General features: G+C 60.9%; 20 protein-coding genes. 12 read left to right on the top strand and 8 right to left on the bottom strand.

Features of this window, described 5'->3' with window-relative positions; all coding sequences use genetic code 11:
* Positions 1 to 70: 70 nt before the first annotated feature.
* Together BLT75_RS04150 and BLT75_RS04145 are read left to right on the top strand one after the other, a co-directional pair.
* The gene (locus tag BLT75_RS04150) at positions 71 to 736 is read left to right on the top strand and encodes an SDR family NAD(P)-dependent oxidoreductase (RefSeq protein ID WP_093027965.1); all 666 of its coding nucleotides are present in this window, start codon (positions 71 to 73) and stop codon (positions 734 to 736) included.
* Positions 733 to 2259, top strand: coding sequence for a cryptochrome/photolyase family protein (locus BLT75_RS04145; RefSeq protein ID WP_176827836.1), 1527 nt, complete (start codon positions 733 to 735; stop codon positions 2257 to 2259). The genes BLT75_RS04150 and BLT75_RS04145 overlap by 4 nt, the downstream gene beginning before the upstream one ends.
* Here BLT75_RS04145 and BLT75_RS04140 read toward each other — a convergent pair.
* Positions 2256 to 3677 (bottom strand): MORN repeat-containing protein, encoded by a 1422-nt coding sequence (locus tag BLT75_RS04140; RefSeq protein ID WP_093027963.1) that lies wholly within the window; start codon positions 3675 to 3677, stop codon positions 2256 to 2258. The two genes, BLT75_RS04145 and BLT75_RS04140, sit on opposite strands and share 4 nt — an antisense overlap.
* 158 nt (positions 3678 to 3835) lie before the next feature.
* Between BLT75_RS04140 and BLT75_RS04135 the strand changes: the two genes are divergently transcribed.
* The 4 genes from BLT75_RS04135 (at position 3836) to BLT75_RS04120 (ending at position 8543) form a co-directional block, all read left to right on the top strand.
* Positions 3836 to 5494, top strand: a complete 1659-nt coding sequence (locus BLT75_RS04135; RefSeq protein WP_093027961.1) for an NAD+ synthase — start codon at positions 3836 to 3838, stop codon at positions 5492 to 5494.
* A gap of 81 nt (positions 5495 to 5575) precedes the next feature.
* A complete protein-coding gene (locus tag BLT75_RS04130) occupies positions 5576 to 6289 on the top strand; it encodes a hypothetical protein (protein WP_093027960.1) in 714 nt (237 codons plus the stop codon).
* A 186-nt stretch (positions 6290 to 6475) separates the two neighbouring features.
* Positions 6476 to 7096: a hypothetical protein gene (locus BLT75_RS04125; protein ID WP_093027958.1), complete on the top strand. Its 621-nt coding sequence runs from the start codon at positions 6476 to 6478 to the stop codon at positions 7094 to 7096.
* 115 nt (positions 7097 to 7211) lie between these two features.
* The gene (locus BLT75_RS04120) at positions 7212 to 8543 is read left to right on the top strand and encodes an NAD(P)/FAD-dependent oxidoreductase (protein WP_093027956.1); all 1332 of its coding nucleotides are present in this window, start codon (positions 7212 to 7214) and stop codon (positions 8541 to 8543) included.
* Positions 8544 to 8637: 94 nt separating this feature from the next.
* On the opposite strand, the gene BLT75_RS04115 is transcribed toward BLT75_RS04120, so the two are convergent.
* Positions 8638 to 9570, bottom strand: a complete 933-nt coding sequence (locus BLT75_RS04115; protein ID WP_093027954.1) for an MBL fold metallo-hydrolase — start codon at positions 9568 to 9570, stop codon at positions 8638 to 8640.
* 397 nt (positions 9571 to 9967) lie between these two features.
* Here BLT75_RS04115 and gltX point away from each other — a divergent pair, with 397 nt between their 5' ends.
* Entirely contained in the window at positions 9968 to 11293 is a 1326-nt protein-coding gene (gene gltX, locus BLT75_RS04110) for a glutamate--tRNA ligase (protein WP_093028206.1), read from the top strand.
* A gap of 89 nt (positions 11294 to 11382) precedes the next feature.
* Here gltX and BLT75_RS04105 read toward each other — a convergent pair whose 3' ends face one another.
* The gene (locus tag BLT75_RS04105) at positions 11383 to 11952 is read right to left on the bottom strand and encodes a gamma-glutamylcyclotransferase family protein (RefSeq protein WP_093027952.1); all 570 of its coding nucleotides are present in this window, start codon (positions 11950 to 11952) and stop codon (positions 11383 to 11385) included.
* Positions 11953 to 12054: 102 nt separating this feature from the next.
* On the opposite strand from BLT75_RS04105, the gene BLT75_RS04100 reads away from it, so the two are divergent.
* Positions 12055 to 12501, top strand: coding sequence for an RrF2 family transcriptional regulator (locus BLT75_RS04100; RefSeq protein WP_093027950.1), 447 nt, complete (start codon positions 12055 to 12057; stop codon positions 12499 to 12501).
* Here BLT75_RS04100 and BLT75_RS04095 read toward each other — a convergent pair whose 3' ends face one another.
* A complete protein-coding gene (locus tag BLT75_RS04095) occupies positions 12502 to 15030 on the bottom strand; it encodes an ABC transporter permease (RefSeq protein ID WP_093027948.1) in 2529 nt (842 codons plus the stop codon). It lies immediately after the preceding gene.
* The gene (locus tag BLT75_RS04090; RefSeq protein WP_093027946.1) at positions 15027 to 15722 is read right to left on the bottom strand and encodes an ABC transporter ATP-binding protein; all 696 of its coding nucleotides are present in this window, start codon (positions 15720 to 15722) and stop codon (positions 15027 to 15029) included. Before BLT75_RS04090 ends, BLT75_RS04095 begins: the two co-directional genes overlap by 4 nt.
* 48 nt (positions 15723 to 15770) lie before the next feature.
* Between BLT75_RS04090 and BLT75_RS04085 the strand changes: the two genes are divergently transcribed.
* Positions 15771 to 16400, top strand: a complete 630-nt coding sequence (locus BLT75_RS04085) for an arylesterase (protein WP_093027944.1) — start codon at positions 15771 to 15773, stop codon at positions 16398 to 16400.
* Positions 16401 to 16562: 162 nt separating this feature from the next.
* On the opposite strand, the gene BLT75_RS04080 is transcribed toward BLT75_RS04085, so the two are convergent.
* The gene (locus BLT75_RS04080; protein WP_093028204.1) at positions 16563 to 16769 is read right to left on the bottom strand and encodes a cold-shock protein; all 207 of its coding nucleotides are present in this window, start codon (positions 16767 to 16769) and stop codon (positions 16563 to 16565) included.
* A 221-nt stretch (positions 16770 to 16990) separates the two neighbouring features.
* On the bottom strand, positions 16991 to 17548 hold the full coding sequence (locus BLT75_RS04075) for a L,D-transpeptidase (protein WP_093028202.1): 558 nt from the start codon (positions 17546 to 17548) through the stop codon (positions 16991 to 16993).
* 338 nt (positions 17549 to 17886) lie between these two features.
* On the opposite strand from BLT75_RS04075, the gene BLT75_RS04070 reads away from it, so the two are divergent.
* The 3 genes from BLT75_RS04070 (at position 17887) to BLT75_RS04060 (ending at position 19297) form a co-directional block, all read left to right on the top strand.
* A complete protein-coding gene (locus BLT75_RS04070) occupies positions 17887 to 18267 on the top strand; it encodes an acyl-CoA thioesterase (protein WP_093027942.1) in 381 nt (126 codons plus the stop codon).
* Between the two features lie 155 nt (positions 18268 to 18422).
* Complete coding sequence (locus tag BLT75_RS04065; protein WP_143028515.1) at positions 18423 to 18791, top strand: hypothetical protein; 369 nt, start codon at positions 18423 to 18425, stop codon at positions 18789 to 18791.
* A gap of 80 nt (positions 18792 to 18871) precedes the next feature.
* Positions 18872 to 19297 carry a thioredoxin domain-containing protein gene (locus tag BLT75_RS04060; protein ID WP_093027938.1) on the top strand — a complete coding sequence of 142 codons (426 nt, stop codon included), beginning with the start codon at positions 18872 to 18874 and terminating at the stop codon, positions 19295 to 19297.
* A gap of 23 nt (positions 19298 to 19320) precedes the next feature.
* Here the strand turns inward: BLT75_RS04060 and BLT75_RS04055 are convergent, their stop codons facing one another.
* On the bottom strand, positions 19321 to 19536 hold the full coding sequence (locus tag BLT75_RS04055; protein ID WP_093027935.1) for a hypothetical protein: 216 nt from the start codon (positions 19534 to 19536) through the stop codon (positions 19321 to 19323).
* Positions 19537 to 20269: the final 733 nt, after the last annotated feature.

Genomic DNA, 20269 nt, shown 5'->3' with positions numbered 1-20269 from the left:
CGAAAATGCGAGGGCGGGAATTGCGACGCATCCTATTGATCGCGGTTCCTTTCCTTCTAGCTGGCAGACTATGGAAAATGCCCTTGTGATAGGCGCCTCAGGTGGCATCGGCAGAGCCGTGGCGGCACAACTGGAACGGTTGGGCGTCGCTGTCACCCGACTGTCGCGTTCGGTTGATGGGTTCGACCTGACGGATGAACACGCCGTGGCGGCGGGCTTGCAGGCTCTTGATGTGAAATTTGATCTGATTCTCGTAGCCACGGGCGCGCTGGAAATCGGTGGATCCGGCCCCGAGAAGTCGGTGCGCGCCCTTTCGGCCCGGGCCATGCTGGATCAGTTTGCCTTGAATGCTGTCGGGCCTGCGCTTGTGCTGCGCGAGTCGGCCCGACTCTTGCCGCGTGATCGCCGCGCGGTGTTCGCGGCCCTTTCGGCCAGGGTCGGATCAATCGGGGATAATCGTCTGGGCGGATGGATGAGTTATCGTTCGGCAAAGGCGGCGTTGAACCAGATCGTCCGCACCGGGGCCATCGAACTGGCGCGCACTCACAAGCAGGCCATCTGCGTCTCGCTGCACCCCGGGACAGTGGCGACCGCGTTCACAGAGAAATATCTGGGGCGCTACCCCGCCGCGCCGCCGGATGAGGCGGCTTCGAACCTGTTGCGGGTGATCGCAAAACTGACACCGGCACATTCGGGCGGCTTCTATGATTGGGCGGGCAAGGAAGTGCCGTGGTGACGCGCCTCATTCTTGTCTTGGGAGATCAACTGAGCGAAAGCCTGACGGCGCTTGCATCGGCGGACAAGGCGCGTGATCTTGTCATCATGGCTGAGGTGGCCGCCGAAACGGAATATGTCGCGCATCATCCCCGGAAGATTGCGCTGATCCTGTCGGCAATGCGCAAGTTCGCCGCACGGTTGCGCGCGATGGGGTGGGGCTTGGCCTATACGCGTCTTGACGACCCGGAAAACACCGGGTCGGTATCGGGCGAACTCTTGCGCCGGGCCAGCGAGACCGGGGCGGTCGAGGTCCTGCTGACAACGCCGGGTGAATGGCGCCTGATCCAGGAGTTACAAGACCTGCCCTTGGCGGTTCGGTTTCTTCCCGACGCGCGATTTGTTTCACGCCGTTCCGATTTCCGGAACTGGGCGAAGGGGCGCAAACAATTGCGCATGGAGTGGTTCTATCGCGAGATGCGCCGCAAGACCGGCTTATTGATGGAGGGCGATCGGCCGGTCGGAGGGAAGTGGAACTATGACATGGAAAACCGCAAGGTCCCTCCGAAAGATGCGGTTTTCCCGGTGCCGATGCGGTTTGAACCAGATGCAATCACCGAAGAGGTGCTTGCGTGCGTCGAAGAAAGATTCGGCGAACACTTCGGGACATTGCGCCCGTTCTGGTTTGCCACCGACCGTGTTCAGGCCCTCGCCGCGCTTGATCATTTCGTGTCAAAGGCTCTGCCATGGTTCGGCGACTACCAGGATGCGATGTTGACCGGTGAACGATTCCTGAACCATGCTGCAATTTCCGTCTACCTCAATATCGGCCTGCTGGAACCCATGGAGGTCTGTCGGGCAGCAGAGGCGGCATGGCGCGCGGGCAGGGTTCCCCTGAATTCGGTCGAAGGGTTCATCCGGCAGATCATCGGATGGCGGGAATACGTGCGGGGCATCTATTTTCTCGAAGGTCCCGGTTACACGACACGCAACTTTCTGGAACATGACCGCGAACTGCCGCCGCTGTATTGGGGGGCCGATACGCGGATGCATTGCCTGGCGGAGGCCGTCGCGCAAACCCGGGACGAAGCATATGCCCATCACATCCAGCGCCTTATGGTCACGGGCAATTTCGCCCTGCTGGCCGGAGTGGACCCGCAGCAGGTGCACGAATGGTATCTGGCGGTTTACGCAGACGCCTTTGAATGGGTCGAGGCACCGAACACGCTGGGAATGAGCCAGTTTGCCGATGGTGGGCTTGTTGCGTCCAAGCCCTATGTTTCGGGGGGCGCCTATATCAACCGAATGTCGGATTACTGCAAACGGTGCTTCTATGATGTGCAGGCGAAAACCGGTCCGAACGCCTGTCCGTTCAACGCTCTGTACTGGCACTTCCTCGACAGGCACCGGGACCGGTTCGCCGATAACCCGCGCATGGGCAATGCTTACCGGACCTGGGATCGGATGGATGAAACGCGTCGGCGGCAAATAATCGCAGACGCATCCGCATTCCTCGAAAAGCTCGAAAGGCGTGAAACGGTCTAGCCGTCCGAGGCGGCAGGTGCGGCCTCGTCGCGGTTCAGGGCTCCATTGTCCCAGGTGCCGCTTTCCTCTTGCCCGCCGGCATATTTCATCGTGCCTTCGCCCTGGCGCTTGCCATTGCGGAAATGGCCTTCGTACACGTCGCCGTTGGCATAGGTTGCCACACCGACGCCGCTGATCTTGCCGTCTTCCCACTGCCCCTTGTAGCGGAACCCGTCGGCCATCACGATTTCGCCTTCGCCTTCGCGCTGCCCGTTCACGTACTGGCCGGTGTAGACCGAGCCATCGGGATAGGTTGCCTTGCCCTGGCCATGGCGAACACCATCCTGCCATTCGCCTTCGTAGCGGTAGCCGTCGGCATAGGTCATAACGCCCTGACCGTGGTTGCGCGCGTTCTTGAACTCGCCTTCGTAGACAATGCCGTTGGGGTAGACGGCGGTGCCACTGCCTTCGATCACCCCGGCCACCCAATCGCCATCATAGCTGGATCCGTCGGGATAGGTGATCTTGCCCTTGCCGTCTGCCAGGTCGGCGCGGAAACTGCCCTCGTAGATCGAGCCGTCGGGATAGGTCACCTGGCCCTCGCCCTCGATCTGGCCAGCCACCCAGGCGCCGGTATAGACATAGCCGTCGGTCCCTGTGAATGTGCCCTGTCCTTCGCGCCGGTCGTCGGCGAACTGGCCTTCATAAATGTCGCCATTGGCATAAGTGACCTTGCCCATCCCCTGCCGGCGTCCGGCGACCAGTTCGCCTTCGTAGACGTCGCCATTGGCCTGTGTCAGCGTGCCATGGCCATTGATCTGCCCGTCAGCCCAGAGACCCACGTAGACCAACCCGTCGGGCAGGATCAGCTTGCCTTCACCGTGGCGCTGGCCGGCAAGGATCTGGCCTTCGTAGACGGCGCCATCGGGATAGGTTATCTTGCCCATGCCCTCTTTCTCGCCATCCACCCAGTCACCGTCGTAGACATACCCGCCCGGGCTTTGCATCACGCCCTTGCCATGGTGCTTGGCCTCCCGGAAACCGCCCTCGTATCGGACGCCATTGGCATAGATCGCGACGCCCTGGCCATTGATCACGCCGTTGGACCATTCGCCCTCGTAGGTGCCGCCGTCAGAGAACGTGATCTTGCCCATCCCCTCGGGTTTCCCCTTTGCGAACTGCCCTTCATAGACGGATCCGTTGGGAAACCGCGCGACACCGTGGCCGCGGATCTCGCCATCGACCCATTCTCCGGTGTACTCGTAGCCGTTGGGCAAGCGATATGTGCCAGTTCCATGTTGAAGCCCGCCCCGGAAGGTCCCTTCGTATACGCCGCCGATATCGTCTTGTGTCGTCAGAACCTGCGAGTCCTGCGCAATTGCGGTTTGCGACACCGCCATCGCAGCGACGAAAGCGAAACTTTTCCGGGTGATGCTCATTCTTGTGCCTCTGTCTGCCTGTCGGCCGTGTGGTGCTGTGCGGCACGGCAAAATTACGGCAGGCTTGGAGCGGGAGCAATGTCTTTTGCCGCATATGGCTTTCCCTTGCGCACCGATCTGCTAAATCGGCTATCCGAAGGACAGGCTGAGAGGGCGATATGGCCGAGCGTTTCCGCATCACTTTGGCGCAATTCAACCCGACCGTCGGGGATCTGGCCGGTAACGCGGAAAAGGCGCGGCAGGTCTGGGAACAGGGGCGCGCAGCGGGTGCCGACCTCGTGGCGCTGCCAGAAATGTTCATTACCGGGTACAATACCCAGGATCTGGTGATGAAGCCCTCTTTTCATCGTGCCGCGATTGCTGCGGTCGAAACACTGGCCCGTGACTGTGCCGACGGGCCGGCACTGGCCCTTGGCGGTCCCTGGGTCGAGAACGGCAAGCTCTACAATGCCTACCTGATCCTCAAGGGCGGGCGGATTGCCAGTCGGTCGTTGAAGCATCACCTGCCCAATGAGACCGTTTTCGACGAATTGCGCATTTTCGACGTTGGACCGCTCGGTGGCCCGTATTCGGTGGGCAATACCCGTGTCGGCAGCCCGATCTGCGAGGACGCCTGGCACGAGGACGTGGCCGAGACACTTGCCGAAACCGGGGCGGAGTTCTTGCTGATCCCCAACGGATCACCTTATTTTCGCGGCAAGTACGACTTTCGGATCAACGAGATGGTGGCGCGGGTCGTCGAAACGGGATTGCCATTGATCTACCTCAACATGGTGGGGGGGCAGGATGATCAGGTGTTTGACGGCGCAAGCTTTGGCCTGAACCCGGGCGGTGCCTTGGCGTTCCGGTTGCCGGTTTTCGACGAAACGGTCGCGCATGTGGACCTCGAAAGAGGTTCTGAGGGTTGGCGCATCGCCGCCTCGGACATCGCTCCCCTGCCGGATGCGTGGGAACAGGACTATCGCGTCATGGTGGAAAGCCTGCGGGACTATATGCGCAAGTCCGGGTTTTCCAAGGCTTTGCTGGGGCTCTCGGGCGGCGTGGATTCTGCGCTTGTCGCAGCGATTGCAGTCGATGCGCTGGGCGCGGAAAACGTGCGCTGCGTGATGCTGCCATCGGAATATACCAGCCAGTCCTCTCTGGACGATGCCGAGGCGGTGGCCCGAGCGCTGGGCGTGAAATATGACTATGTCCCGATCAGCGAAAGCCGCGCGGCGGTGACCAATACGCTGGCGCCGCTCTTTGCCGGGACCGAACCGGGCCTGACCGAAGAGAACATTCAGTCACGCCTGCGGGGGCTTTTGTTGATGGCGCTGTCGAACAAGTTCGGAGAGATGCTGCTGACCACCGGCAACAAATCCGAGGTCGCGGTGGGATATGCCACCATTTATGGCGACATGAACGGCGGCTACAACCCGATCAAGGATCTCTACAAGACCCGCGTGTTCGAAACCTGCCGCTGGCGCAACGCCAACCATCGGCCCTGGATGATGGGGCCGGCGGGTGAGGTGATCCGGCCTTCGGTCATCGACAAGCCGCCCAGTGCTGAACTTCGGGAAGACCAGAAGGACAGCGACAGCTTGCCTGATTATCCGGTGCTGGATGCAATTCTCGAGATACTTGTCGATCGGGACGGTTCGGTCGCGGATTGTGTCGCCGCAGGATTCGACCGGGACGTGGCACGCAGAGTCGAACATCTGATCTATATCAGCGAGTACAAACGGTTCCAGTCGGCGCCGGGCGCCCGGTTGACCCAGCGCTCGTTCTGGCTGGATCGGCGTTACCCGATAGTGAATCGCTGGCGCGATACCGATTGACCGCTGCCCGGCAACAATCGGGCGGGAGTGACGGCAACTATCCCGAAGCTTGATCCGATTTGAGGCAAATTTGTCCTAAATATGTCGATTTGGCGGCTTGATTGCCGTGATCATGGCACACTTGCCCAGATTGTCGCCCTGGACGGCAGGACTCCGATCTGCGGCAGACAATGTGTCAGGATTTTGGAGTGCCTCATGTTGAACCCACTGAATTTGCCTCCGGAAAGGCTGGAGTTGCTCAAATCGCCTCCGCTCGAGATCGACGATGCGGCCATAGAACAAGCGGTCAAGGCTGCGCTGCGGGAAGCCGTCGTTGCTCCGGCAAGACGTCCGCGCAAGAAGCTTCCCGAGATTGCGCCTGCCGAGTGCGCGACGGCGGAGCGAGAAGCGCCAGTAACAAAAAGAATGTGGCCGAGTTATCAACCCAGATGGAGCCATTCCGCGGCCATTTTCGCGCTGGCGTTGGTCATCGCCTACCCCTGGGTCCTGCCGGTTACGATGGGCCTGCTGGTTGCCTTGGTCACTCTTGCCTATCTGATGCTCGGGCAAGAACGGTCCGTTGCGATCGGGGCATCCTGTTTTGTCGGGTTGCAGCGATGGAGACCCGCGCAGGCGGAAGCATTGCGCGCCTGGGCCATCCGTCGGGTTGACCGGCTTGAGCGGTTGCTTGGGCGTTTGCCGGAGCGGTGGACCGCCGGGATCTATCTCCCGGATTTCGGGCCCACACCAGACTGCCCCGACAAGATGCAGAGAGATCCGTTCGCAAGACTCCGGTCGGAACAGGCCCAAGCCTGAGCCTCGGTCGATTGCGCGAAACTCCTTGGTGTCGCCGGCTTTCTGCCTGAATAGTGCCTCATTTGCCTTCGAAAAGTCGATATAGGCAAAGCAAGATCACATAATTGGCGTTTTTGCCCGAGCAGTGAGACGCGTCTGGATAATTCGGTCGCGAAAAAGCAGTCGAAATCGCTCGGAGCCAGTCACATGAAGCCGGTCTACTCGCATCATCTGTCCGCCGCACAAATCATCGGTTCCGACGAACAGTCTGTCGATGAGCGATTGATCGACAACACGATCCGAGTCCTGCTGGATGAGGAAGTTTCTCCGCCAGAGCAGCAACCGGACCTTGTTCAGGACGGGGAGGCTGAGCCGGAACCCGTTATGGGCAGGCCTCGGCAAACGGCCTCGGACAGGATGCGGCGCCTGTTGCCGGACGGACCACCGAGATGGAGGGTGTCGCTGGCAATTCTTGTCCTGGCCATTTTGATCGGGTGGCCAATTCTCTTTCTCGTGTTCTTCTGTCTGCTACTGGCTCTTCTGGTCGTCCCGTATCTGACCATCGGACATGATCGGGCGATGGAAATCGCTGCGCAGGGATACGATCTGCTTTCCCGGTACAGCCCCCGCCATGCCGAACAGTTGCGTGACTGGGCCGTCAACCGTACGACGGCGATGGAACAATGGCTTTCATACCTGCCGGAAAGATGGACGGACGGTCTCTACCTTCCGGATTTCGAGTCCGGGGTTACACCACCGGAAAAAATGCAGACCGATCCGTTCGACAGGCTCTACGACCGTTTGCACAGACAGGATGCCGAACTGTAAGTGCAGTTCTGCCACAGCACATGAGGATGTGATCGGCGTCGAACGAATTTCACCTTTCCCTGATCGGCGGTCGGGGGCATGACTGGCCCGTTGTCTGTGTTGCCAGTATGAGATCATGCCAGGACCGCGCCTGACCGAATTCTACTCTGATCTGTCCATACCGCGATCCGTTGATGTGGTGGTCGTCGGAGGTGGTATCATCGGGGTTTCCACCGCGCTGGAATTGGCTGATCGCGGCGTGTCCGTGCTGCTTTGTGAAAAGGGCCAGATCGGTGCGGAACAAAGCTCGCGCAACTGGGGCTGGGTCCGTCTTGGAATGCGGGATCCGCGCGAAGTTCCACTTATGCAGGCTTCGCTGGACATCTGGCAGGATTTGGACGCACGGCTGGGGCGGGCCACCGGCTTCACCCGCTCGGGCATTCTGTTCGGTGCCTCGGGCAAGCGAGGGGCCGAAAACCTTGCCCGCTGGATGCGCCATGTGGATGGCATGGAGACCGGCGCCAGAATGATTGAAGGCGCGGAAATCGGCCGGTTGCTGCCGGGGCACCAACTGAAGACGAAGGCGGCGCTGCACATGCCGCTGGACGGGCGGGCAGAGCCGCAATGGGCCTCGTCGGCGATTGCCGAAGGCGCGCGCGACCGGGGTGCGCAGATTGTCACCGCATGTGCGGTGCGATCGCTGGATGTCGAGGCCGGGCGGCTCAGCGGCGTCTACACCGAACGGGGCAGGGTCGCTTGTTCCCAGGTGGTCCTGGCGGGTGGTGCGTGGTCACGCCTGTTTGCAGGCAACGCGGACGTGGCCTTGCCGCAATTGCGGGTTCTGAACACCGTGCTGAGGACATCGTCGTCCCCTGGCGGGCCGGAATGCGCGCTGAGGACGGATGCCTTTGCGATCCGCAAACGCGCGGATGGTGGGCATACGATTGCCAGCGGACACCAGAATACCGTCGATATCGTTCCAGACAGTTTCCGATTGGCTCGTTCTTTTCTACCCGCCTTTCGGCAGGAGTGGAAATCGCTCAGGTTTCGTTTCTCGCGCCGGTCGCTGGACGAACTTCGTCAGGCACGGTGCTGGCAGCCCGGCGATGTGACACCGTTCGAGGTGACGCGGATTCTGGATCCGGAACCATCTCAGAAACACCTGCGAGGGGCATGGTCGGCCGCGCGCCGGGCACTCCCGGTGCTGGAACGTGCCGAGATCGTGCAGAGTTGGGCCGGGCTGATCGATGTCATGCCGGATGCCATTCCCGTTATCTCTGCCGTTCGGCAACTGCCCGGCCTCTGGATTGCCACCGGTTTCTCGGGCCACGGCTTCGGCATCGGGCCCGGTGCCGGGCGGCTCATGGCTGAACTGGTGACAGGCGAAACTCCGGTGGTCGACCCCTGGGAATTTCGCCTGTCACGCTTCACGGATGGCAGCCGGATCGCACCGGATCCGGGTTACTAGAGCCCTTCGCAAATTTGCAGAAGCATGGCGCATCGCGAATGTCGCGCGTGCAGGGCAGAGCATTGGTGATGCGTGTTTTCCCGAAACGCTTGGTTCAGCCCATCATCTGGTAACTGACCGGCACGAAGCGGAAACCGTTGCCACGGGTCTCGACATAGCCGACCGCCGGGAACGGCATGTGATATCCGATCATCGGAACGCGGTCAGCTGCCAGCATTCCCAGGATGTTACGCCGCGAGGCTGTGGCCTGGGCCTTGTCCATATCGAACCGCACCTCCCATTCAGGGTGGGCAAAGGACCAGACGTAATGGTTGGCGAGGTCTGCCGTCAGCATCAGCTTCTGCCCCTCGCTCTCCAGCATGTAAACCATGTGTCCGGGCGTGTGCCCACTGGCATCGATTGCGGTTACGCCGGATACGACAGAGCCGCCAGGTTCCAGAAAAGTCATTTTCTCGACCAGCGGGGTCACATTCGATTTTACCAGATCGCCTACGCGATTCCCGGCTTCGGCCCTAGACCAGAAATCGTATTCGGTCGTGCCCGTGACATAGCGCGCGTTGGCGAATGTCGGCGCGCCATCGGTCATCATGCCCCCGATATGGTCAGGATGCATGTGAGTGACGACAACCACGTCGATGGCATCGGGGGAAACGCCGGCCGCTTCCAGCGCCGTGACGATTCCGCCCTGTCCCAGACCGGTGTCGAACAACACCAGTTCCGAGCCGGTATCGACCAGAGTCGGGGTAAAGAAGAACTGTGCCATGTCCGCAGGAATGAAGTTTTCGGCCGAAACGCGGGCGAATTCCTCGTCGCTTGCGCCGCCGCCAAAAATGCCCTTTGCGTCGTCCCGCGGCAGGCTGCCGTCCAGCAGCGTGGTTATCCCGAAACCGCCAAGTTTGAAGGAACGGGCAACAGGAGCGGCAGCGTTGCCGCCATGCCCGGCCGCAAGCACCGGTTTCGCGGCGGCTGCCAAAGGAAGAGCGGCTGCTCCGGCCAAGGCGGTACGGCGCGTGAACTTGATAGTCATCGAAACACTCCCTGGGTTGTAAAAACAGTAAGAACTCTAGGTCGATCGGTCAGCTCGACAATGTTGGAAAATTTGCGGATACCTGTGCAAGAATAGCGAGCTTCCCTCACGTGGTTCGATGCCGACGAACAAGATGGGGCCCACGGCAGGGATGTAGATCTTTTCCTGTGGGCCATGCGGATTTCCCCGACACCCGCGCCCGTTCGGGCTGGCACAAGGTGGGCAAATCCTGAATGTCGGGAAGTTGTCGAATGTCGACCGCGATGTTCTGGCCGAGATGATCGAGGCACGACAGGACGGCCTGGCCCGCCAATGGTCTGTATTTCCGGCTTGAGCACCTGCGCCGCTGGACAAAATGCCACCTCTGTGACAAGGGACGCGGCAACAGGAGATGTCCATGACCACCACCCGTTTCGCCCCGTCGCCCACTGGTTACATCCACGTGGGCAACCTGCGCACCGCGCTGATGAACTACCTGATTGCCCGCAAATCCGGCGGCACGTTCATCCTGCGGATCGACGATACCGACCCCGAGCGGTCGAAAGAGGAATATGTCGACGCGATCAAGCAGGACCTTGAATGGCTCGGCCTGCACTGGGACCGGGTAGAGCGTCAGTCCGAACGGCTGGAGCGCTATGCTGAAGCGGCCGACAAGTTGCGCGAGATGGGCCGGTTCTACGAGGCCTTCGAGACGCCGACCGAACTTGATCTCAAGCGCAAGAAACAGCTCAATATGGGCAAGCCGCCGGTCTATGACCGGGCTGCGCTGGACTTGACCGAAGCGCAGAAGGACGCGCTGCGCGCTGAACGCGGCGATGGCGTCTGGCGGTTCAAGCTGGACCAGCAGCGGATCGAGTGGACCGACGGCATCCTTGGCGACATCTCGATCGACGCGGCCAGTGTATCCGACCCGGTGCTGATCCGTGGCGACGGGCAGGTGCTCTACACGCTCGCCTCGGTGGTCGATGACACGGATATGGGCGTGACCGATGTGGTGCGTGGCGCCGATCATGTGACCAATACGGCGACCCAGATCCAGATCATGGCGGCGCTGGGGTTCGATCATCCGCGCTTTGCGCATCATTCTCTGCTGACCGGCCCGCAGGGCGAAGCGCTGTCGAAGCGCCTGGGCACGCTGGCCCTGCGCGACCTGCGCGAGCAGGGGGTGCAGCCCATGGCCCTGCTGAGCCTTATGGCTCGCCTCGGGTCTGCCGATCCGGTCGAACTGCGCAGCGACATGTCCGAGTTGATCGAAGGATTCGACGTGACCCGGTTCGGCGCAGCACCGACCAAGTTCGACGTCCAGGACCTGTTTCCGCTGACCGCACGATATTTGCAGGGCCTGCCCCTGTCATCGGTCGCTGACGCAGTGGCAGCCGCCGGAGTGCCGGCCGATCTGGCCGAGCCGTTCTGGGCCATGGCCCGCGAGAACATCACCACGCTGAATGACCTCGAAGGATGGTGGGTGCTCTGCCGCGATGGCGCCGAGCCCTTGATCGAGGACGAGGACCGGGCCTTTGTGGCCGAAGCAATGGCGCTGCTGCCCGAAGGCCCGTTTGACGATGATACATGGGCAGCCTGGACGCAGGCGGTGAAAGAGGCCACGGGTCGTAAGGGTAAATCCCTGTTCATGCCCTTGCGCAAGGCGCTGACAGGGATGGAGCGCGGCCCCGAAATGGCAACGCTTTTGCCGTTGCTGCAAGTGATCCGCGCCCGCGGCTAGGTCGGGGCAGAGATTTTTCGTCGAAAAATCTCGATCGCGGATGGGACTGGCGACAAACACTCCAATGCGGGCCGCCATGCCCGCCCCTGTCAGCCCATAGGGGTGATTGTTGCGGAAACCGCCGCCAGATGTACGTCGACAAGTGCCGTCTCGGCGGGCTTCAATGCCTGGTGCCGGGGATAGCGCGGCTCGGCGCGATCGTCGATGATCGGCGCTTCCCAACCACCCGTGGTGGCAAAGAACCGCTCGACGCCCGGCTCTCCGAAACGGTGCAGGTACCCCTGGACCACCACGTCGATGTAGCTCAGCAGGATCGGGTAACGGGTGCTTGGCGGGCTTTGCCTTTCAGCCGCAACCGCATAGACGGCGATTTCTGCGGGGTGGGGCAGGTCATGTGAAACCGCGTCTGTGACCGGAACCCGGTCATAGGCCCATTCGCGCGCATCGAGTGCCGCCCAGTCGTCATTCGGGACATGGGCGATCATGCCGTCGATCTCGCAATCGGTGGCCGGCGTTGCAGTCAGGAAGGCCACCTGGCGCAGGTCGGTATGACGCCAGACGCGCCGCCACCCTTTCAGCCGGGCGGGGCGCGGGTCGGGAAAGTCATGTGTCGAGAGGTTGACCAGGCTGCCGTAGCCAAAAAAATAGGGATCTGGCATCGTCCGTTCCGAGGAAAACTTGCAATTGATATATGTCAAACAGGTTTTTGCGGGGATGTGCAATAAACCTAGCATGGAATGTCCCAGCGGGGAGGAACCCAAATGCGCATCACCAAGCGGACTAACATTGCTGTTCGGTTGTTGATGTATTGTGCCGCCCATCAAGACCGGCTTGTTACCAAGTCGGAAATCGCGGAGGTCTGCAATATATCCGAGAACCATCTTGCGCAGGTCATCAACCAACTGAGCCAGCTTGGGTATCTGAACACGCAGCGGGGTCGCAACGGAGGCATGTGTCTGGGAATGGCGCCCGATGCTATCCGTATCGGCGCGGTCTTTCGCCATGTCGAAGGCAATTTGCCTATGGTCGAATGCTTTGCCGATGCCGACAACAGCTGCCCTCTGACCGATGCGTGCCGGCTCCGGCTTGCGCTGAGGGATGCCGCCCAGGCGTTCTATGCGTCGCTCGACGAGATTACTCTGGATGCGCTGGTGTGCGACAACACCGATCTGCTCAAGATTCTCAACCCCGTCGTTTGTGCCCGCTGATTATTCCCGGGCACGCAGGATGCCGGACGGGCGGACAGTGAGAGGCCTCCAGGCAAAGGCGATCTCGGCTGCGGTCGTCGCGGCAATTCCGGCGGTTATGATCGTTAGGGCCGAAAGCCATGTTATGGAAAATCCGGTGTCGAAGACGAACACGCTTACGGCCCATCCACTCATGATACCCAGCGTCAGGGCAATACTTCCGGCAGCGGCCCCAAGAAGCGCGTTCCGCAACAGGAAACTCAGCAGTATGCGCCTTCGTGATGCTCCAAGTGTCCGCAGGATCGCTGCTTCGTAGATGCGTGTCGACTGACCGGTCGCGGCAGCGCCGACGAGAACAATAAATCCGGTCAGGATCGAGGCGCCGGCTCCGAAGGCGGTCGCACTTGCCAGTCCGGCAAGCACGTCCGAGGCCAGGTCGATCGCGTCCTTGACCCGGATTGCGGTGATGTTGGGATAGGCCGTTGCCAGGTCGCGCAGAATGGCTGCTTCGGCCTGTTCTTCTGCGTAGACCGTAGCGATGAAACTGTGCGGTGCACCAGCCAGCGCAGCGGGGTTCATCGCCATCACGAAACCCATGCCAGCGGTTGAGAAATCAACCTCGCGAAAGGATGTTATCCGGGCTTCGATATCCCGGCCGAGGATGTTGACAGTCAGTCTGTCGCCCAGTTGCAGTCCCATCTCTTCTGCTTCTTCGGCGGCAAAGCTGATCAGCGGCGGGCCGTCGTAGTCTTCGGGCCACCAATCACCCTTGGTCAGTGTGGTGTCTGCGGGCAAGTTCGCGGAATAGGTTATCCCGCGATCGCCGCGCAGAACCCAGTGGTTTCCGGCGATCTCGCGCGCCGACTGCCCATTGATGCGGGTTATTATCCCGCGCAGCATTGGCGCGGTTTCGACCTGTTGGACAGCAAAGTTACCGTTAAGTCGATCGACGAATCCTTCGATCTGGTCTTGCTGGATATCAACGAAAAAATACGAAGGCGCGATCTCTGGCAAATTCCTGGAAATCGCGTTGCGAAGGTTTCCGTCGATCTGGCCTACGGCCGCCAGAACAGAAAGGCCCAGCCCCAGCGACAACATGACCTGCGCCGCGCCGTTGCGGTTGTTTGCGATGCTGCCCAGTGCCCAGCGCAGGGCGGGCCGGTTTCTGGCGATCGGACCGGCCCTGCGCGCCAGAAACCGGACAAGGCCGGAAGCCATCGCCAGCAGGACAAGTGCGCCGACCACCCCGCCCGCAGTCCAGAGTGTCAGCCAGAGAGAGCCGCTGAACCATGCCGAGAGACCGACAAGCAGGCCCAAAGCCAGCAAGGTCGCGATCAAGTAGCGCCAGCCTGGCAAAAACGGCGCACGACCAAGCGCATCGCGGAAGAGCGCGGCGGCGCGAATATCTTCGAGGCGCGAGAGCGGCCATAGCGTAAAGACAAAGGCAGTCAGAAGCCCGTAGACGGCCGCCTCGGTCAGCGGTTCCGGGTAGAGAGTAAAGACCGCCGGAACCGGTAACTGTGCTGAAATCAGCGGGGCCAGCAGGAGCGGCACCGTGCCGCCAATTGCCAGACCGAACAGAATCCCGACCAATGTCAGCGCGCCGATCTGGAGGAAGAAGGTCAGGAAAATCGTTCGGCGGTCGGCTCCGAGCGTTCGCAGGGTCGCAATCGTGGCCGTTTTCTCGGCAAGATGGGCATGGACGGCAGCTGAAATTCCGATCCCGCCTACAGCAAGACCGGACAGCCCCACCAGGACGAGAAAGGCACCAAGCCTTCGCGTGAAATCGGAAATGCCGGGGGCGCCATTGCGGGCATCGGTCCAGCGAAGCCCGCTTTCTGCAAACTTCTGTTTTGCGGCCTGCGCGGTCGCAGGCAGATCAGCTGAGTCTGGCAGGTCGAGCCGGTATTTTGTTGTGAAAAGCGTACCGGGCGCCAGCAAGCCCGATTGCGCGAGGTTGCGGCCCAGGACGAGCGTTCGCGGTCCCAACGCGAAACCATCTGCCAGCCCGTCAGGGAAATGGGTAACGGTCGCGCGCAGGGTGAATTCCTGCTCGCCCAGTCGGAAGCGATCTCCGAGAGCCAGCCCGAGCCTGTCCGCAAGGACAGGTTCCATTGCCGCACCCGGCAGGCCGCCGGAAGGGCCGAGAGCCTGGGCGAGGGACATGTCGGGGTCCAATACGACCTCTCCCAGCAGGGGGTAGGCTTCGTCGACCGCCTTGACCTGGGTCAGGGCGCGTTCGGCCAGTGAACCCTGGCCAACCACTGCCATCGACCGGAAATCCACCAGTTCCGAGACCTTTGCCCCCGTGTCGGTCATCCAGCTGCGTTCGGCGGCATTGGCATACCGGTAAGTGAACTCCATCTGTGCATCACCGCCCAATAGCACGGCCGCTTCTCTTGCGAGGCCGGACTCGATCGCGCTGCGCACCGATCCCACTGCGGCAATGGCGGCCACTCCGAGCGCAAGACAGACGAGAAAGATGCGGAACCCGTGTACACCACCGCGCAACTCGCGGCGGGCGAGCCTTGCGGCCAGCCGAAGGCTCATTCGGAACCCTCGCCTGCGGAGTCCTGATCTATGCGCCCGTCCCGCAACCGGATCACCCTGTCACAGCGTCGAGCGAGTTCGTGGCTATGCGTGACGAGAACGAGGGTCGAACCATGTCGGTCCCGCAGGCCAAAAAGAAGATCTATTACGGCCTTGCCGTTGGCTTCGTCGAGATTCCCCGTCGGTTCGTCCGCCAGCAATATTGCCGGTCGGGGCGCCGAGGCGCGTGCCAGGGCGACGCGCTGTTGCTCGCCCCCCGACAATTGCGCCGGAAAATGATCGGAGCGATGCGCCAGGCCCACCACCTCCAGTTCGGCTCTGGCACGGGCAAATGCGTCGGGATGACCGGCCAGTTCCAGAGGTGTCGCGACGTTTTCCAGAGCGGTCATCGCCGGAATCAGGTGGAAATTCTGGAATACCACGCCCATCTTATCGCGCCGGAGCCTTGCCAAAGCGTCCTCGTCCATGCCGCCCAGATCCTTGCCCATCGCCTGAACGCGGCCGCTGGTCGCGCGCTCCAGACCGCCAAGCAGCATCAGCACCGAGGATTTTCCCGACCCCGAGGGCCCTACCAGTCCTACTGTCTGCCCAGGGGGAACGGTCAGGGAAATACCATGCAGGATATTGACCGGCCCGGCATTGCCTTCAAGCGATAAACGGGCATCTTCTAGGACAAGTGCGGGTTCGATCATTGCATGCCTTTGGTCGGGTCCTTTCTGGGATATGGAGTGTCGGGTAACATGCGCAAGGTTCAATTTGGCTTATTGGTTGCGCTTTTGAGCTCTACGGCTGCGGCGGAACCCGTTACGATCGCCGCATTGGGCGACAGCCTGACACAAGGATACGGCCTCTCTCCGGAAAACGGTTTCGTGCCGCAGTTGGAGGCATGGCTGCGCATGCAGGGGGCTGAAATCCGGTTGATCAATGCCGGAGTATCGGGCGACACCACGGCCGGCGGTGCGTCGCGGGTCGATTGGACTTTGACGCCCGATGTGGACGGCATGATCGTCGCGTTGGGCGGCAATGACATACTGCGTGGCATCGCGCCCGATGTCGCGCGCGCCAACCTGACCAAAATCCTGGCCACGGCGCAATCCGCCGGGGTCGAGGTGCTCCTGGTGGGAGTGCCGGTTCCGGCAAACTATGGCCCCGAATACAAGCGTGAGTTCGAGGCGATTTATCCCGAACTTTCCCGCAGCTTCGGTACGCTTTACGCCCCGGACTTTTTTGCAGGGCTGGCGGGAGAACCGGCTGACCTTTCGGGGTTCATGCAACCCGACGGCATCCATCCCAACTCCGAGGGGGTGCGACGGATTGTGGCCGCGCTCGGGCCGTTGGTTGTCGAACTGGCGGATCAGGCGTCGAGGTGAGGACGGCGGGCAGGGGACGGATTTGCTATGGCAGCGCCCGATCAGCCGCACGTGTGGACCTGCCAGCAGGTCTTTCATCCAGAGCAATCATGCAGCAATGCCTTGTCGCGTGAATGAGGATAGAAAGGCCCGGTGTTGCGGGCCCTTCAAGTTCGATACCGGTCAGATCAGCTTGATGTCGACGGCCGATTCCCGGCCATCCCGGCCAGGTTTCAGTTCGTAGCTGACTTTCTGATTGTCCGCGAGCCCGGTCAGCCCCGAACGCTCCACGGCCGAGATATGGACGAATACGTCCTTTCCGCCGCCTTCGGGGGCAATGAAACCATAGCCCTTGGTGGTGTTGAACCATTTGACGGTGCCGGTGGCCATCGTCTTGTCTCCTGTCGTCTGTTCTGCCCGCGACGTGCGGCAGGTCGGCTCGGTCAATGCAACATCGAGAACTGAGCCTGTCAGGGAGCAGTGAAGTCGATAGCGTAACTTTGCAGGAAAAAAAGATGCCGCCGGACACCTGCTTTTTCAAGAAAAATCGAACAGGTCAGACCAAAACGTCCGCGTTCCCTTGCCCGGAATCTGGCATCTGAACCGGTTCATCAGAGCACAGTCACTTTCGTGCCAAGCGGAACCCGTTCGTACAGGTCGATCACATGTTCATTCAGCATCCTGATGCATCCGTTCGATGCCGCATGGCCGATGGTTTCCGGCTGGGTGGTTCCATGGATTCGGAAAAAAGTGTCGACCCCGTTCTGGAACAGATACAGCGCACGGGCCCCCAAAGGATTGTCGGCTCCACCCGGTTGAACATAGTCGTTGGCGACAAATCTGGCATAGGTGCGCGGGTCGCGCTCGATCATTTCTTCGGTGGGGCGCCAGGTGGGCCATTCCTTCTTGACATCGATCGTGGCGCTGCCGGTGAATTCCAGCCCGGCCTTTCCGACACCGCACCCGTAACGGATGGCTTTACGTGGTTCAGTGACGAGGTAGAGGTAGAAAGAACGCGGCAGAATCAGAAGATGCCCGGGTTCGAACTGCTTCTTGATCCTCACCTCTTGCGGCGTCGGATCAAAAGCTGCTTCCGCGTTGGCCTTTGTGCCCCAGTGCAAGGTCGCAGCGGCAGCGGATGTGGCAAGGAAACCGCGTCTGGTAACCATCATTCCTCCCCTCGTTCCAATTCGCTGCCACATTGTCGGGCGACCTTGGCTTTGGGTCAATGCGTTTGACGATCGTGGTGAAAAAGTGATGCAACCGCATTCGCCCATCCGGGATGCGCCCCGAGATGCAGCGCAAACCTGGACAGTTGAACGCCAACCGCAGCCAACAGCATCACCCCGGGCAATAGGAGACGATCAAACGGTGTAATGTCGGCCATGTCCTGTATGGGGCCGGTTTCAAAAGTTCCGGAAGGCTATTTTGAACTTCGTTTTACATTCGAAAATAAAAGAGTTTAGATTTGGTCTAGCCGCGCCGCAGCATCAGGGGGATAGCGATCATGCCGCACATTCAGCCCAGCGGGGAGTTGACCCTGCGAACCCTGGCCATGCCGCGGGATGTCAACGTGAATGGCGACATCTTTGGCGGCTGGGTGCTGAGCCAGATGGACATCGCCGCGGGGATTACCGCCGGCGCAAGGGCCGCCGGACGCGTCGCCACGGTGGCGGTGGACGCGATGAAGTTCATCCGTCCGGTCCGGGTGGGCGACGTGCTTTGCATCTATTGCCAGGTGGCGCGCGTCGGCCGCACCTCCTTGGCGATCGAGATCGAAGCATGGGTTCTGCGAGACCGCCAGGGCGACCGGGAAAAGGTGACCGAGGCAGTCTTCACCTTCGTCGCGATCGATGGAGAGGGGCGCCCGCGGCCAGTGGATGGATGAGCACGCGGCGGATCGGCGCCTGATCCGCTTGTAATCGCAATATCCCTCTTTCCGGTGTTTCGGAAAAGAGTATCGTTCGATCTCGGGCGTCCGACTCAGAGTGACGGGCCGAAGTGGACCCGACGAGATCCGGCGCCTGGATCTTGGAGATCATCATGCAAATTCTGGTGGGCGTTGCCGGGCTTTCGCTGGCGGTGCTTGTCTATGCCTGGGCCTACGGGCTCGCGCATGATCCGATGGGCCCAAAATGGGCGAAGGGTCAGCTTTTCGCGTCCGTCGCGTCACTTGTCTCGACATCCTTGGCCCCCGTGGGTGCGGGCTTTCTTGCGGCGGGTCTTCTGTGGCCCGATGATTTGGGGATTACCCCAGGTTTGGCGATCGGTGCTGCAATGGTGCCAACCGTGTGGGTCTTGTCGCGCAGGCTCTTGCGACGGGCCATCAAGGAGCACTCTGTTATCGTTCCGTTACCAGGTGGACCAGGGAAACCCGTTCCGACTGTCTCGTCCGGGCGTCTGGCCGCATGATCGTTTCTGGCGGGCGGGGTCTTGCGGCCTCGCCTGTCAAAACCCATGTGGGAGTTTGAATGTGAACTTCGGAGGCCCGGATGGGTGACAAGAGACTGACTTGCCTGGAGTGCGGCCAATTGAACCGTGTGCCCGAGGACAGGCTGACCGCAGGTGCCAGATGTGGCAAGTGCGGTCAGGGGCTGGTGCCGGCAGATGCCATCGATGTGGACCCGGCGATCCTTGAGAAAGCAAAGAAAAATGACGACTTGCCTTTGGTCGTTGATTTCTGGGCGCCCTGGTGCGGCCCTTGCAAGATGATGGGGCCGGAATATGCCAAGGCGGCAGGTATCCTCGTCGGCAAGGCGCGGCTGGTCAAGGTGGACACGCAAAAACACCAATCGACGGGCGGCCGTTATGCAATTCGCGGCATTCCGACCATGGTCGCTTTTGAGCGGGGCCAGGAACGAAAGCGTCAATCCGGCGCAATGAGGGCAGGTCAGATCGTGGATTGGATTCGGGGCTGATACTCTGGCCGCCGGCACATGGCTCAGCTGGCGACAGGTTCGGTGTCTCTTATCTTGTCGCCACGAGTTTCGGTTTCATTGCGCAGCAGAAGAAGCAAAATCACCGAAACGGCGATGGCGGTTCCGATCACTGGATGAAGCAGCAGCGCGGCCCATAGCGGCAAGTCCCAGTAAATACAGGCCAGGATGCTGCTGCCCAGTCCGACAAGCGTTCCCAGAGTTAAGCCGAGCCAAGCCATTGATCCTCCTGCCAGATCATCGCGAAACGGTCGTGATGAGACCCGAGTGTCATATGTCAGTTTAAGGAAGAATGTGTTGAAAATATGTTAATCGCCGGGATTTCGGCAAGACCCCGCCGGCGAAAGATGATCTGTGCCTTGGCCGTTTTGTACAGGGTCCAGAGGGTGGATCGTCCGTTTTGTACAGGGTTTTCCGAGCGCTGGCCGGGAGGGGGGACGTTCCCCGCACCGTTCGAGCGCATCGCCTTCGATCTGGAGCAGCACGTCGCCGGACTCCTCCGGAAATCCCGGCCGGGTGACGAACCGCCATGCCCTGCCGTTGCCCCGGTCATTTCTCAGGCGCTGTAACCGAACGAACGGGGCCAGCGCGCCTTCGAGCAAGGCGAGGGGTTCGGGCTTCACATCCGAGACGCCGCAGATCAAGAGGCGCTTGTTCGCTTTTGCTGACTGCCGACGGGTTGGACGTGCCCGGCGGGACTGGGTAAGTCCCTGTCCCAAGGCAGGCCAGCGATATTGCGTGCGTGATTTCAAACAAGAGGCCCGCAAACCAAGCGTTCACGAGCCTTTGGATTGTATGCGTGGCCTTGCGTCTCGCTCAAGGCCATGCTTGCCTTGCGAATTTCTTGTACTTCTATCGCTTGGGCTGCGGTTACTGCACCCAGACCACCACCGGGTGCCGCTCTTATCGCTTTAGGGACGAAAAGCGACTGCCGCGCAGGCTTGAACCCAAACG

Origin of the sequence: Ruegeria marina, from assembly GCF_900101475.1 — a bacterium.
Classification (GTDB): domain Bacteria; phylum Pseudomonadota; class Alphaproteobacteria; order Rhodobacterales; family Rhodobacteraceae; genus Ruegeria_B; species Ruegeria_B marina.
The sequence above is the reverse complement of the archived record's forward strand: the minus strand, read 5'-3'. Positions and strand labels throughout refer to the sequence as shown.